Raw genomic sequence first — 14,753 nt, 5'->3', positions numbered from 1 at the left:
ATTTAGATTAGCCTTCGATAATTTCGTATTCTTCGTCTGCTAATAATAAAATTTGTGTTTTCTTACCTTTGTTTTGAACTTCGATTACATCGTATGCACCTAAGTCTCTTAGTTTGTTTTGAGAAGCGTTAACCATAACTTCCATAGAATCAATTAAGATATCTTCTTCAATGTATGATTCAGGCAATGCCATATCTTCTGTTTCTAATACACATGCATATAGATTTTGTAAGTTTTCAGTAGTTGGGTTTTGTTCCTCAACATCAATGATGTTCTTTACTGCATCCATATTTTCTTCTTTTGCTTGGTACACTTTAATTTTAGCCATAATTTTAATCTCCTTTATAACGTAATCGTAGAGGCTACACCTCATTATAACGTTTTTTTTATGAAAGATGAAATTGTTATATGTATTTATAGTAAAAATTATGTGTCCTTACTCAAAATTGGTGTAATTTCCATATAAATGTACAAGTAGGTAACGATAATGTTACGTTAAAGTTATATTGTCCAAGCTTTTCTTATTTTCTTCTCATATATATGTAGTAGCAATTCTATATAGAGAAGGGATGGAGTGTAAGTGGGTTGTGAACCGAGAGTTTCTAGAGATTTTGTTCAAGTACCTGAACTGGTAGGTTTTCGATTACTTTTATCACATCCAGCTGGAGACCCTTTAAACTACGGATTATTATTTATTAATTTTCCTGATACGATTTTTATTTTTATATTGGCATCAAGCGGATACCTTTCCATTTCGAACTGTTTAAAAATAGAGGGCGGAACTGGTGATGCCGAAATAGAAGAGATAAAAAAATGATAGAGGATGACGTTAACACGTACAAATCAGTTGTTAAATTGACTAAAGTATATAAGAACGGTGAGACGGAATCTTTTATTTATAAAAATGAGTTATAATACATGTATTTAAATGCACCCTCAAACTATTGTTGAGGGTTGTTACATAATTAATTATGTTGGTCCTTCAAACCGTTTGTTAACGGGTAAGAAATATATTTATTGTTGACTTATTTTATAGGTTGATCATTTCATAGTTAGTAGATGTTATAATCATTTTATGTTTACTGATATTTTATAAATATTCGAAGTTTTAATTTAATAGTCAATTGCTTTTATGATGAACAGGTGGGTATGTATATGAATACGAATTATGGAGCGCTCATGAAAATGTTAAGAGTAGTTGATTCTAAAGAAGGCGGGAATGTAAATGATATATGAAGCGAATATACATACAAGAAAAAAACTAGTTTCTATGTTTGAGGATTTCAATAACGTTGTTTTACTTTCTTATTTACAAGGGCATATGGGTACTGCTTGGGTAAATGACCTTGAAAATCCAAAAGTAGCACAAGTTACGGTAGGGATTTTTACATTTTACGCTGGAGACCCAAATACGAAAGAAACAGAAGAGTTATTACGTAATATTCCAGAAAGAATTTTAGTTATCGTAAATAGTGAAGAGTGGAAACAACGCTTAGAAACATTCCATGAAAGAAAAATAGATAAGTTTTTACGTTATAAATTCAAACGAAATCCAGAAGTTTTTAATCGTTCAAAATTACAATCTTTTATATCAACACTTCCAAAAGAATATGAGTTAAGAAGAATAGATGAGCATATCGCAAATAGCCCCAAATTACATAAGATATCTGAAGATTTTACAAGTCAATTTCATTCGGTAGAAGATTATATAAACCGTGGTATAGGTTATAGCATTTTATATAACGGAGAAGTTGTATGCGGTGCATCCTCGTATAGTATTTATAATGACGGGATTGAAATTGAAGTTGCGACTGATCACAATCATAGAAGAGAGGGCTTGGCAACTGTAGTTAGTGCAGCTATTATATTGGATTGCTTAGAAAATGGAAAGTATCCAAACTGGGACGCAGCGAATACTACATCTGCTAAACTAGCAGAAAAGTTAGGATATGAATTTGATAAGGCATATGATACTTATTTTGTAGATAATAGATGAGTGAAGGAGTTACATACTAAAAAATAAATACGCCCTAGTACGTAAGTCTAGGGCGTATTTATTAGTTGGTAAATATCTTCATAACAATTTTATCATATTTTATCTTTTGAATGTTTGGAATTAAAGATATTTATGTGACTTTTTGAAAAAATAAAAGAGCAGCTAGCAAAAGCTAACTGCTCTTCTCCAAGGGGGAATGGAGAAATACAATCATGTTACCTATAGTATTGACAGAACATTGAGTTTTAATCAGCCATTTATAAAAGGAGAGATAAAATATCTTTGATTAATCCTTAGCTCCAATTAGGAGTACTGATAGAAAAACGATTGAGAATATATTTTTTTATTACATTTACAATTTGAAGAGTAGAACGTGTTTATCGTAATGCTCCAAACACCAATTATATTTTTTTAGAATGATTGGATGGACTGCTTCTTTCGTAGTATCGACTTCAGTATATCCATATTTCTTATAAAAGTTTTCTAATTCCTCAAAAGGAAGACAATATACATTTTGTATTTGTGATTTTTTTGCAGTTTCTACTAAAAATGAAACAAGCTCACCAGCTAATTGTAGCCCTCTAAATTGAGGCAGAATAAAAATTCCGCCCATTTCTAAAGTATCTTCATCTATTTGGACTAATCGGCCAACACCTGCATACTCGTTGTTATATGTAATAATTGCAACTTTATCTCTCTTTAAATCACTCCGTACAAATCCTATTGAGTCATATTGGTTATTAATCCATTCTAAATCGTTAGATGTGGCCAATTGAATACTCATATACATCCTCCTTCGGAATACTAGCGCTCTCTTCATTATATAGAACATAAGATACTATATCAAAAGAACCTTGAGATAGCACATTTGTTTAAGTTATTAGTTAAAAGTGTGGGATTGCTGGCATTGAAATCATGACTTCACCAAACATAGGATAATAATCTTGTGAATTTAGTGTTACATAGTCAAAATAAAAATTAGTTTATGTGTTCGGTAACGCACGATTGTTTAAGTGTAGAGAAAATCATAGGGTTATTTTAATTAGTAGCTACTGTATTCATTGAAGCTATTAAGGAAATGTGGTAATCGCCAGCCCTAGTGATACAAATCATATTAGGATTTAGTAAAAAAAATTCTTCCTGAAAAAGAGGGGGATTAAAGATAAGAGCACTTCGAAAAGTGCCCTCCAGTAACGACTACTCATTCTAAAAAGAAAGGATGCAATATATCATATGAAGTTAAGTGTATTTAAGTATGGGTCTTTTATATAAATGTGAAATAAAAGAGGGTTGTCTTCTTATTAGAAGGCAGCTTTTTGTTATTACAAAAAAGAATTAGAAATAAAATATAAATTCAGTTACTTGTCCAAACAATTTTTTAAAAAATACATAAAATGCTAGTAGTTAGCCAATATTTTTATATTGCTAATTTTTTAGACTAAAAGGGGTGATTTTATGTGTGATTGTGAAGTTTGTAGAAGAAAGAAAAAACGTGATCCATTAAATCGGGGTTCTGAACCAAAAAAACAGGATTCCGAATCAGTGAATTCTTATTCATTTAGTAAAAATGCAAATTTTTTAGAAGAAGCTATACAAACAGATGAAATCGATCAAGTTTCTGAGGAATATATTGAAATAGTAGATTCAGCAGATGTACAAGTTACGACTACAGATACAAAAGCTGCACTATCTATCCAAGCCGCGTTACAAGCAGCTATTGTGGTTGTAGTAAGTATTTCTATAGCAGATAGTGAAAAGGCAGATAAAATAACACAAGAATTGTTTCAAAAATCATCTATTAAACAAATTAATAGACAAAAAACATTTATTAAAAATTCCAGAAACGTAACCGTAACAACTACTGATACAGATATTGCAGTGAATATTCAAATTCTGCTTCAAATTTTATTAGCGTTACTAGTTAAACTAAACATTTTATAAAGTGTCTATCCTATTTATATTTAGCTATAAGGGTTCACACTAAGTAAATATTTTTTGTTGTAATATGTGGTACAAGCTTGGACTTTCTCATTATGACCGAATTAATATTCAAGATTGATGGGAAATTAAGTGTGGAAAACTACACAATAACAAAGGTGAACCTATTATTTAACAGTGAATAAAACTTATATATGTGAAGTAAAGGAAAGCTGTCTTCGTATTAGAAGACAGCTTTTTAATTTTATTAGTAAAAAGCCGTGAAAATAAAAGATTAAGTTACTTGTCCAAGCATTTTTTATTTAAATACATATAATGCTGGTAGTTAATCTAAATTTTTATAGAAAACTGATAGGAGTGAATATTGTAAATGGATGATTTAAATAAGTTTTCTTCCTTTAAGTTTGATAAGGATCAAAAGAATATAATTATAGACCTTTTACTCTCAGATATTTTTAATAGGCATGGGATAAATGAAGAAAAACTAAAAAATTTATCGCCAGAAAAAAAGCAGCAAATTAAAAGTATTGTTTCTGAAATACAATCACAAGTTAATAATTATTTAGATTGAAAGGGGGTGAATGTATGAAAAAAACATGTCATTCAGATGAAAATAAAAGGTGGAGTGCATTAGACTCCTCAAATCCTCATCCATCTTTTAAAAATGATACCGTTTCAGAAGCTGCAGCACAAGAAAGTAAAACTTACCAAATTTCTGAAGAATCTATTACAATTGTAGATTCAGCAGATGTAGAAGTTACGACTACAGATACAAAAGCTGCGTTATCTATTCAAGCTGCATTACAAGCAGCTATCGTGGTTATAATAAGTATTTCTATAGCAGATAGTGAAAAAGCTGACCGTGTAGCACAAGAATTGTTTCAAAAATCATCTATTAAACAAATTAATAAACAAGAAACTGTTATTAGAAATTCTAGAAATGTTACAGTTACGACTACAGATACAGACATAGCAGTAAATGTTCAAATTCTTCTCCAAATTTTATTAGCTTTACTAGTAAAATTAAATATTTTATAAAATGTTTAACCTTTTTTAGATATAGTGCATCTTACAGGTAAATATTCACTGTTTTAATTATAGTACAGGCTATAAATATTTATCATAACTGGACTAATATTCAACATCACCAAAGTATGAATGTAAACAAACAATGTGATGGAAAATAAAGTTTGGTTATTTTACGAAAATTTAAAAGCCATTTCCTTTATTGGATTTGGCTTTTAAATTTTAAACAGTATAAATTTGAAAAGATAATATTAAGTTAAAGAAGTAAAATATACTGATACAAAATACTTATAAAATTACTCGTGTTATAGAAAAATAATAAGAAAAGGATGTTTAAAATAGAATCATTTTCATTAATAGTTCAAGTTTTGAAGAATAGTGCATACAATATAAAGTGTTTTCCTTTCTTCATTTAAGTTTTACGTATATAATTTAAAAGTACTATTTTTATTTTATTATTTTATATTTATAACAGAATAGAGGTTTAAAAATGAGTGTTAAAATCATTACGGATAGTGCGGCGGATTTACCAGTAGAATTGCTGCAAGCATATGATATTGATTTAATTCCACTCCGTGTATATGATGAAGCAGAAACAGAGTATTTAGATGGAGTAACATTAGAGTCAGTTACATTATTGCAAAAAATGAGAGAAGGCGCTGTTTATAGAACGTCATTGCCTTCGCTTGAAACTTTCCAAGAAAAATTTGTTTCTTATGCAAAAGAAGGTAATCCTTGTATATATTTAGCTTTTTCATCTGAACTGTCTGGTACATATCAATCATCAGTTGTCATTAAAGAGGAAGTAAAAGAAACATATGCAGATTTAGATTTAGAAATTATTGATACAAAATGCGCTTCGCTTGGTCAAGGTCTTGTCGTTTTAGAAGCTGCTAAAATGGCAAAAGACGGCGCATCAAAAGAAGATATTTTAAACCGTGTCGCTTTTCTAATGAACCATATGGAGCACATCTTCACTGTAGCTGACTTACAGTACCTTGTTAGAGGTGGACGTTTAAGTAAAGTAGCTGGTTTTATCGGTGGTTTACTAAACATTAAGCCTATCTTAAACGTGGAAGAAGGAAAACTTGTACCACTTGAAAAGGTAAGAGGGAAAAAGAAAGTATTAAGCCGAATTGTTGATATTATGGAAGAACGTGGTAAAGACCTTAAAGGTCAAACAATCGGTATGACTCATGGTGATGACTTAGAAACAGCGGAAGCATTAAAATCATTAATTACGGAAAGATTCGGTTGTGAAGTATTTATCGTAAATACAATTGGTGCAGCAATCGGAGCACATACAGGACCTGGCGTTATAACGTTATTTTTCTTAAATGAAGTAGAGTAAAGGATTGATCATTTGATCAATCCTTTTTTCTTTAATCTGTGATTACCGGTCGATATGGTATTGGTGAAGATAAAATCTTTGAAGTTTTCCTATATGAATTGCTCTCTTGTAGAGGGAGTATTTTTTATATGTGGAATGATACTTAATGGTAGAAGAAAAGAGTATAAATAAGAATGTATTTGTAGGAATTTAAATATTTGAAGATATCAAAATTTTGCCATTTCATATATAATTGTGTGGGGAGAAATATCTGTAACTATTTGTAAAAATAGGGGGTGGCTATAAAAATGCAAGAAATTGCTAGATGGGATTTAAATCGATTGTATTCGAATGAGGATATTCTATTTCCGATTTTGGAGTTGAAAGAGCAATATTTTGTAACAAAAGATGTAGAGGTTCTTTCAAAGCTAATACAAGCTATTGAAAAAGCAGAATACTATTTGTACTGTAGATCAGTTGAAGAAAGTGTACCATCTGACCTTACTAAATTGACCGTGAAAGTGAAGGAACTAAAAAATGAATTACAGCAAGTAATAAAACATAATGAAGTGGAAACTTCAGATAATACTAAGTTAATAAAAGATGAGCTTAATGCGTGGGAAAATATGTACATACAATTACGGGATAGGATAGAAATAGAGCGCAATAATAGACAATTATCCTTTGGACAAGCAAATACTATTGCAATGAATAGTGATAATGAAAAGGAAAGATTAGAAGTATTCGAGTTACTTACAAGTACTTTACATAAGGAAAAAGAAATCTTTGCTACTGTATTAAATCAAATAGGGAGATTGCGTAATGCAAAGAGTAATGAAATAGAAGATAGAGAGATTTTAACACAATCTTTTCATGCGAATGGCATTTCAGAAACTGTATTATTCCAAATGTGGAATGCGACAGAAGAAAACCTTGATAAATTAGTAAGTGCTTTAAACGTGTATAAGAAAGGAAAAGCTTCAATTACATGGCATGAACTTATGACGGTAAAGGAAAGTAATGAGGTCATGATTCCTTTTTCAGTAGCAATACAAAACGTTTATGATGCATGTAAGAATATTGATGAAGAATTAGCAGAATTTGCACGTAATGCGATAGAAAGTGGTTGGGTAGATGCTGAACCGAGAGAGAATAAACCACCAGGTGGGTTTTGTGCTCCATTTTTCAGTGAGAAAGAATCGCGAATTTCCATTCGTTATGATGGGAGTATAGATAGTGTAAGAGTGCTCGCTCATGAATTAGGACATGCTTGGCATTTTTATAATATGAGTTTTGAACAATCTACATCTTTTTTAGATGATTACTTGCCAATGAGTACGGCTGAATCAGCATCTATTTTCTTTGAAACGGTACTCTTAAATTATCTAATTGAAACAACGGATAGTAAAGATATGAAAAAGTCATTACTTAGCTGGAAAATAAGAAATAGTTTTAATTATGTAATGGCAATACGAGCATCGTATCAGTTTGAAAAAACATTTTATGAAAAATGTAAAGAGGGTCCTTTAAGTGCTGATGAAATTGAGAAATTATCTATAATTGCACAAAAAGAAGCTTATGGAAAAGCTTTAAGTGAATACCAGCCGTTTGTATGGATGAAATATATTCAATTTTATATAGCAGATGTTCCTTTTTACAATTATCCATACACATTTGGATATTTAGTAAGTTTTAGCTTATTAGAAATAGTTCAAGAAGGTAAAAGTACTTTTCATTCGAAATATAAAGAGTTCTTACGAGAAACAGGAAAGGCTCCAGTAGAGGAGCTTATGAAAAAACATTTTGAAATAGATATAAGAAATTATGAATTTTGGAATAAAGCTTTTATTCAAATTTCTAAAGACATTGATAAATATTTGCAGCTTATGTAAGGGGAGAGTACAGTGGATCAGCAGTTTATAAAAGGTATACCTTTTTCAACTTTAGAATATGCAAAAGCTATAAGTTTATTAAAAGGTTGGCTACATGAACAACAAGAGAAACCCAGGTTTGTAGTAACTGCAAATCCTGAAATTGTTATGTCTGCAAAGGAAAATACGGAAAAATCAAAGGAGTTTAAAAAGATGTTACTATCTGCGGATTTAATAACAGCGGATGGGATTGGTGTCATAATTGGCTCGAAAATATTAAAAGGAACTTTGAAAGAACGTGTTACTGGGGCGGATTTAACTCACGATTTAATAAAATATTGTAACGACAATGAATATCGTGTCTTTCTTTTTGGAGCTGCGCCAGAAAGTAATAAAAAGGCATTAGAAAAATTAAATGAGCAGTTCCCAGGAGCACAATTTAAAGGACAGCATGGATTTGTAAATGGTGAAGAAATAGAAGAAATAAAAATGAAAATTAAGCAGTTCAAGCCGCATTTACTACTCGTAGGACTAGGCTCACCAAAACAAGAAGAGTTCATCTATGAAAACATACAAACATTAAACGTTCCGCTATCTATTGGTATCGGAGGTATGATTGATATAATATCTGGTACTGTAAAAAGAGCACCAAAAATAATGAGGGATACTGGAACTGAATGGCTGTATAGGTTACTCTCACAGCCGAAAAGATTAAAGCGACAACTTGTACTTCCGAAATTTTTATTATCAGTTATGTCTGAGAGGATTAAAGGGATTAATTAATAAAGGGGACTACATACATGAACAGAATCGGCATTATCGGAGCAATGCAAATTGAAATAGATTTACTTTTAAAAAAGCTAGTAATACAAGAAGAACAGACAATTGCGGGAATGCCATTTTATATTGGAGAATTCATGGGAACAGAAGTAATTATTACACGTTCTGGTGTAGGGAAAGTAAATGCTGCTGCATGTGTGCAAACATTAATTCATAAATTTAATGTAGACTCTATCATCAATACGGGCGTTGCTGGTGGATTACATCCAGGTGTAAAAGTTGGCGATTTAGTTATTTCAACTAACGTTACCCATCATGATGTAAGTAAAAATCAAATGAAAAAATTATTCCCGTTTCAAGAGGAGTTTATTGCAAGTAAGGAATTGATAGAGTTAGCACGTAAAGCATGTAACAGTAATAGTTCAAATATTCAAGCTCACGAAGGAAGAATTGTAAGTGGTGAATGTTTTGTTGAAGATTCAAAGTTAAAGGCAAAATTAATAGATGAATATGCACCTCATTGTACAGAAATGGAAGGGGCAGCAATTGGACATGTCGCCTACATAAATGATATACCGTTTCTTGTTATACGATGTATTTCTGACAGCGCAGATGATGAAGCTCAAGTTTCTTATGATGACTTCACGAAAACTGCTGCGAATTATTGCTCAGAAATTATTATTGAGATGCTTAAAAATATATCTGGTAAAACTATAGTCCAAAAGGAGAGATAGGAATGTTACAAGCATTAATTTTTGATATGGATGGAACATTATTTCAAACAGATAAAATTTTAGAATTATCGTTAGATGATACTTTTGATCACTTAAGATCACTTCAATTATGGGATACGGTAACACCGATTGAAAAATACCGTGAAATTATGGGTGTGCCGCTACCGAAAGTTTGGGAAGCTTTATTACCGGACCATTCTATTGAAATAAGAGAACAAACAGATGCATATTTTTTAGATAGACTAATTGAAAACATAAAAAGCGGAAAAGGCGCTTTATATCCAAATGTAAAAGAAATATTTACATATATAAAAGAAAATAATTGTTCAATTTACATTGCTAGTAATGGTTTGAAAGAATATTTACGAGCAATCGTAACGTATTATGCTTTAGACAAGTGGGTGACAGAAACGTTTAGTATTGAACAAATACAATCGCTAAATAAAGGTGACTTAGTTAAAAGTATTATGAACAAATATGATATAAAAGAGGCAGCGGTAGTTGGTGACCGGCTATCTGATATAAATGCAGCGAAAGACAACGGTTTACTTGCAATTGGGTGCAATTTTGATTTTGCGCAAGAAGATGAACTTGCTCACGCTGATATAGTAATAGATGATTTAATAGAGTTAAAGCGGATACTGCCTGCTGTACAGAGATAAATAAAGTGTGTGCATTTTTTCCAAGTCCTATATGTCTTATTTTATGGAGGGAGTATGCTTAAAAATAATTTTAAAATTAGTAATATTCCTGCGGTTTTGTGGGGAGAGAAGAGTGAAAAAGTTTTTATTGCAGTACATGGAAATATGTCAAATAAGGAAGATGCAGTTATTCAAATATTAGCTGAAGAAGCCAATCGAAAAGGTTATCAAGTATTAAGCTTTGATTTACCTGAGCATGGAGAAAGAAAAAATGATAACACTCCTTGTAAAGTACAGTTTTGTGTTAATGAATTATCTATAATTATGAACTACGGAAAAGTACATTGGAAAGAAATAAACGTATTTGCATGTAGTATGGGGGCGTATTTTAGTCTTTTAGCTTATCAAAATGATGTGCTAAAAAAGGCATTATTTTTATCACCAGTAGTTAATATGGAACGAATTATTGAAAATATGATGAAATGGTTTAATGTAACACCGGAGCTTTTGCAAAAAGAAATGACTATAGAGACACCTATTGGTCAAAAGTTATATTGGGATTATTTATGCTATGTAAAAGAGCATCCTATTAGTACATGGAATACAGATACATATATTATGTACGGAGCTAAGGATGAACTGTGTGAACTTGAAACTATTAACTATTTTACAAAAAAACATCGTTGTGAATTAGAAGTTATGGAGACGGGTGAACATTACTTTCATACCGAAGAACAGTTAAAGATATTTGAACAGTGGTTACACAAACATATCGATTAACAAATTATAATTTATCTTGAACCTGTTAGAGAAGAATGAGGAATATATAAACTGATAGTATATTTGAGAGAAATTATAAATGGTGAATGTATACACTTAAACAAACAGATGCTTTAGTTCAATAAGAATTAAACAACTTTAAAGAGCCTTACGACACACTAGATTGTAACAAGACTCTTATATTTTCATAATAAAATTAATCGACTGTATTATCGATTTACATATGAAGTGAAGTATATGCATACTATGAATTAAATAAAGTAATAAGCATAAAAATGCTCAGAATAAATGGTTCTCGAGCATTTTTATGTATTTTCGTACTTAGGGGGAGTGGACTTGAAAGATATACATATTCAACAAATAGAAAATTTAATGGAATATGAATTCAGTCATCTCGTTCAAGACAGTGAAGAAGAGGGCTTTAATTTCCTTATAAGGCTAATAAATGAATATAAAAACAAAATAAATGTATTCAATAAAACTGGAGAATGTTTATATGGTATTTTCCAAGGGGATATGTTAGTCGGAGTTGGAGGTTTAAATAAAGATTCGTACATAAAAGACAATAGGATTGGGCGGTTAAGGAGATTTTATATTTTAAGGGATTATCGGCGTATAGGGTTAGGGAACTTATTATTAAACCAGCTATTAGGTCATGCGGAAAAGTATTTTGAAGTGATTGTTTTACATACTGACACGAAGCAAGGGGATGTGTTTTATACTGCAAATGGATTTGTGAAAGGGGGATTATATAAGGGATCAAGTCACTACAAAGTATTATAGAGATTGCTATCCAAACAATAGCTACGGAAAGGTATTTTCGTTGATAAATCGATATATCTTAAAAAATCGCTGATATATATGAAGATGCGACCCTTATATTAGAAACAACTTTTATAATTTCATTTACCAAATTGTTATTATAAAAAAGAGCACCTTAGCTTTTAAAATTTAGCTTATAAGGTGACTCCTTTTCAGTCAATTACGTTTTAACCTTCATTTGTTTCAATAATAATCCTGGTTTACCTTTTACATAATAAAAATGCGGATTATTTTCATCATCATAAAGCATAATATAAGGCTTTTCTTTTAGTGGGAGTAGTATAAGTACTTCGTCTATTGTAGTGTGTAACCATTGATTAGTAATAGAAACCGGCTTAGATAAAGGGATTTTTATCATATAGCCATCTTTTGGAACGACATTTAAGTTTTTAAATGGACCAGTAATTGATTTAGCGTATTGAACTGCTTCTTTTTGGATTACTGGATCTAAAGATTGTTTTTGAATGACCATTTCTTTTTGACAATCAAATACTTCAATTTGTTGATTTGTATTTGCGAACGCATTTGTTGATAATAGAAATAGAAGAAGAGAAATGACCCCGATTTTTTTTATCATAGTACAACACCTCACCATTACTATCCCCTCAAAAGCTTTAAATATTTTTCTGTCACATTCATGTAACAAAGATGTTGTATGATACAATTGGTTTTTGTTTAAAGGCAATGGAGGAAAAAATATGAAAGTTTTAATTGCAGATGACGAACAAGATATGTTAAGGATTTTAAAAGCTTATTTTGAAAAAGAAGGCTTTGAAGTATTATTAGCGAAAGACGGAGAGGAAGCACTTCAAATATTTTATGATGAAAAAATTGATTTAGCTATTTTGGATTGGATGATGCCGAAACATAGTGGTATTACTGTCTGTCAGGAAATAAAAAAGAATTCAAGCGTAAAAGTATTAATGCTTACGGCGAAAAGTGAAAGTGAAGATGAATTAGCAGCGCTTCAAAGTGGGGCAGATGAGTACGTAAAAAAACCATTTCATCCAGGAGTACTAATTACACGAGCGAAAAAACTTATTCAGCATGATGATATTATTCAAGTACAAGATGTAAAGATAAATTTCGCCAAAAATAAAGTATATAAAAATGATATAGAGTTAGAAATTACAAAAACAGAGCTCGAATTAATAAAATGCTTTTTAAATCATAAAGGAACTATTTTAACTCGTAAAAAATTGTTAGACATTGTATGGGGATTTGACTATTTTGGAGAAGAGAGAACGGTTGATACACATGTAAGAAGGCTGCGTAAAAAAATTGGAGAAAATATTATTAAGACGCATCGTGGGCTGGGTTATAGTTTGGAGGAACAAAGTGAATAAACTTGGGAAAAAGCTATTTCTCAGCATTTCTTTAACCGTTATTCTTATATTTACAATTTCTTTATTATTAATTAACTTTCTCCTGCCGAAATATAATATTTATAAAACACGTGAAAACTTAAATGAATTTACAACTCAAATACAAAATGCGCTAGTCAATGATTTAGAAGATGTTATTCATACAATTGAAAGTGAAAATAATGTTACAATTGCGTATACGCCAATTAATCAGTCAGAAGATGCTATGAACGACGCGTTACGCATGCAACTTACGAAAAAGAAAGTAACGTTAAATAAGCTTTGGATTACGAAAGACGAAGTTATGAAAGTGAAGACGGAAGGGCAATCGAATAAACTGTACGATCAAGGAAAGGTAAAAGCGAGTTTTTTTGCTAAATATATTGCGAAAGATGATACGATAATTTTAATTGGGACTTCCATTGCGAATTCAAATGAAATTATAAATACGTTAAATACATTTTACTTATATATCCTATGTTTCTCGCTCCTTCTTATTATTTTACTTGTGTGGATACTTTCAAAAATAATAACGACACCACTGAAAGAGTTAAGTGATGTGGCTCAGGATATTTCACATTTGCAGTTTAAAAGAACGAAAGTGAAAACGAATGATGAAATAGGAGAGTTGGCCAATAGTATTAATATCATGAGTGAAAAACTACATGAAGCACATCAAGACTTAACTGATCGTAATGAACATTTAAAACGATTTATGGGTGATGTAACGCATGAATTAAAGACACCGATCGCATTAGTAAAAGCATACTCTATGGGGATTAAAGATGGATTAGATGATGGGACTTATGTAGATACAATTATTAAACAAACAGATCAAATATCAAACTTAATTGAAGAACTATTACGATTTTCTAAACTAGAAAGAGATATTTTACAAAAAGAAGAATTCCCCATTGAACCACTGGTCCAGAGTATATTAGATAAGCATCAGATTGAACTGGATTCGAAAGAAATTAACTTGCAAGTAAATTGTAATGCGGGCGATACAATCGTTTATGCAGATTTAAATAAAATGAGAATGGTGTTTCAAAATTTAATTTCTAATGCGATAAAATATACAGCAAATCAAAACATAATAATTACATTAGAAGATAGAAATAAAAGTATATATTTCCAAATAAAAAATGGCATTCCTACGGATAAAATTAAGGATATCGAGAAAATTTGGGAGCCTTTTTATGTACTAGAATCTTCTCGTAGTAAAGAAAAATCAGGTACAGGATTAGGTCTAGCGATAGTGAAAAGTATTTTAGAAAGGCATGGTTTTGAATATGGAGTTTCCTCTATAGATAGAGAAATTCAATTTTATATAAATGTGAAAAAGGACTAATGAAAATATTAGTCCTTTTTGCAGCTTTAGAGATTAGCGATACAGGATGAATCACCATAATTTTCAAAATTGATGTATTAAATGGAGAATTAGCAAATGTTCTACTTTCATTAAATTCAC

At 30.8% G+C, this 14,753-nt stretch carries 16 protein-coding genes and 1 pseudogene; 14 read left to right on the top strand and 3 right to left on the bottom strand.

Translation table 11 applies throughout. The features are described 5' to 3' along the window. Positions 1-7: 7 nt before the first annotated feature. The gene (locus MHB52_RS14690) at positions 8-328 is read right to left on the bottom strand and encodes a hypothetical protein (RefSeq protein ID WP_046954336.1); all 321 of its coding nucleotides are present in this window, start codon (positions 326-328) and stop codon (positions 8-10) included. Between the two features lie 261 nt (positions 329-589). Here MHB52_RS14690 and MHB52_RS14685 point away from each other — a divergent pair. Next, positions 590-915: pseudogene (locus tag MHB52_RS14685) on the top strand (BC_2878 family exosporium-associated protein); the annotation flags it as partial. A 310-nt stretch (positions 916-1,225) separates the two neighbouring features. After that, a complete protein-coding gene (locus MHB52_RS14680; protein WP_016118084.1) occupies positions 1,226-1,996 on the top strand; it encodes a GNAT family N-acetyltransferase in 771 nt (256 codons plus the stop codon). A gap of 352 nt (positions 1,997-2,348) precedes the next feature. Here the strand turns inward: MHB52_RS14680 and MHB52_RS14675 are convergent, their stop codons facing one another. Continuing rightward, on the bottom strand, positions 2,349-2,780 hold the full coding sequence (locus MHB52_RS14675; protein ID WP_061664222.1) for a GNAT family N-acetyltransferase: 432 nt from the start codon (positions 2,778-2,780) through the stop codon (positions 2,349-2,351). Positions 2,781-3,451: 671 nt separating this feature from the next. On the opposite strand from MHB52_RS14675, the gene MHB52_RS14670 reads away from it, so the two are divergent. The 10 genes from MHB52_RS14670 (at position 3,452) to MHB52_RS14625 (ending at position 11,879) form a co-directional block, all read left to right on the top strand. Further along, complete coding sequence (locus tag MHB52_RS14670) at positions 3,452-3,937, top strand: spore coat protein (protein ID WP_000332786.1); 486 nt, start codon at positions 3,452-3,454, stop codon at positions 3,935-3,937. Positions 3,938-4,304: 367 nt separating this feature from the next. Next, complete coding sequence (locus MHB52_RS14665) at positions 4,305-4,505, top strand: spore coat protein W (RefSeq protein WP_000342253.1); 201 nt, start codon at positions 4,305-4,307, stop codon at positions 4,503-4,505. 14 nt (positions 4,506-4,519) lie between these two features. After that, on the top strand, positions 4,520-4,972 hold the full coding sequence (locus MHB52_RS14660; protein WP_000750488.1) for a spore coat protein: 453 nt from the start codon (positions 4,520-4,522) through the stop codon (positions 4,970-4,972). 478 nt (positions 4,973-5,450) lie between these two features. Further along, positions 5,451-6,311 (top strand): DegV family protein, encoded by an 861-nt coding sequence (locus MHB52_RS14655; RefSeq protein ID WP_000111646.1) that lies wholly within the window; start codon positions 5,451-5,453, stop codon positions 6,309-6,311. 287 nt (positions 6,312-6,598) lie between these two features. Then, entirely contained in the window at positions 6,599-8,182 is a 1,584-nt protein-coding gene (locus MHB52_RS14650; RefSeq protein WP_061664948.1) for a M3 family metallopeptidase, read from the top strand. A gap of 12 nt (positions 8,183-8,194) precedes the next feature. Continuing rightward, positions 8,195-8,944 carry a WecB/TagA/CpsF family glycosyltransferase gene (locus tag MHB52_RS14645; RefSeq protein ID WP_000372655.1) on the top strand — a complete coding sequence of 250 codons (750 nt, stop codon included), beginning with the start codon at positions 8,195-8,197 and terminating at the stop codon, positions 8,942-8,944. 17 nt (positions 8,945-8,961) lie between these two features. After that, on the top strand, positions 8,962-9,675 hold the full coding sequence (locus tag MHB52_RS14640) for a 5'-methylthioadenosine/adenosylhomocysteine nucleosidase (protein ID WP_061664949.1): 714 nt from the start codon (positions 8,962-8,964) through the stop codon (positions 9,673-9,675). A 2-nt stretch (positions 9,676-9,677) separates the two neighbouring features. Beyond that, positions 9,678-10,337, top strand: coding sequence for an HAD hydrolase-like protein (locus MHB52_RS14635; protein ID WP_000938420.1), 660 nt, complete (start codon positions 9,678-9,680; stop codon positions 10,335-10,337). Positions 10,338-10,391: 54 nt separating this feature from the next. Further along, positions 10,392-11,096 (top strand): alpha/beta hydrolase, encoded by a 705-nt coding sequence (locus MHB52_RS14630; protein WP_000916869.1) that lies wholly within the window; start codon positions 10,392-10,394, stop codon positions 11,094-11,096. A 288-nt stretch (positions 11,097-11,384) separates the two neighbouring features. Next, positions 11,385-11,879 (top strand): GNAT family N-acetyltransferase, encoded by a 495-nt coding sequence (locus MHB52_RS14625; protein ID WP_002000032.1) that lies wholly within the window; start codon positions 11,385-11,387, stop codon positions 11,877-11,879. A gap of 199 nt (positions 11,880-12,078) precedes the next feature. Here the strand turns inward: MHB52_RS14625 and MHB52_RS14620 are convergent, their stop codons facing one another. After that, positions 12,079-12,495, bottom strand: a complete 417-nt coding sequence (locus tag MHB52_RS14620; protein WP_000591772.1) for a hypothetical protein — start codon at positions 12,493-12,495, stop codon at positions 12,079-12,081. 121 nt (positions 12,496-12,616) lie between these two features. Between MHB52_RS14620 and MHB52_RS14615 the strand changes: the two genes are divergently transcribed. Both MHB52_RS14615 and MHB52_RS14610 read left to right on the top strand, forming a co-directional pair. Next, the gene (locus tag MHB52_RS14615; RefSeq protein ID WP_000865979.1) at positions 12,617-13,264 is read left to right on the top strand and encodes a response regulator transcription factor; all 648 of its coding nucleotides are present in this window, start codon (positions 12,617-12,619) and stop codon (positions 13,262-13,264) included. Continuing rightward, a complete protein-coding gene (locus MHB52_RS14610; protein ID WP_061664950.1) occupies positions 13,257-14,633 on the top strand; it encodes a sensor histidine kinase in 1,377 nt (458 codons plus the stop codon). Before MHB52_RS14615 ends, MHB52_RS14610 begins: the two co-directional genes overlap by 8 nt. The last annotated feature ends 120 nt before the right edge of the window (positions 14,634-14,753 follow it).

This window comes from Bacillus sp. FSL K6-0073 (assembly GCF_038006085.1).
Classification (GTDB): Bacteria; Bacillota; Bacilli; order Bacillales; family Bacillaceae_G; genus Bacillus_A; species Bacillus_A cereus.
The sequence above is the reverse complement of the archived record's forward strand: the minus strand, read 5'-3'. Positions and strand labels throughout refer to the sequence as shown.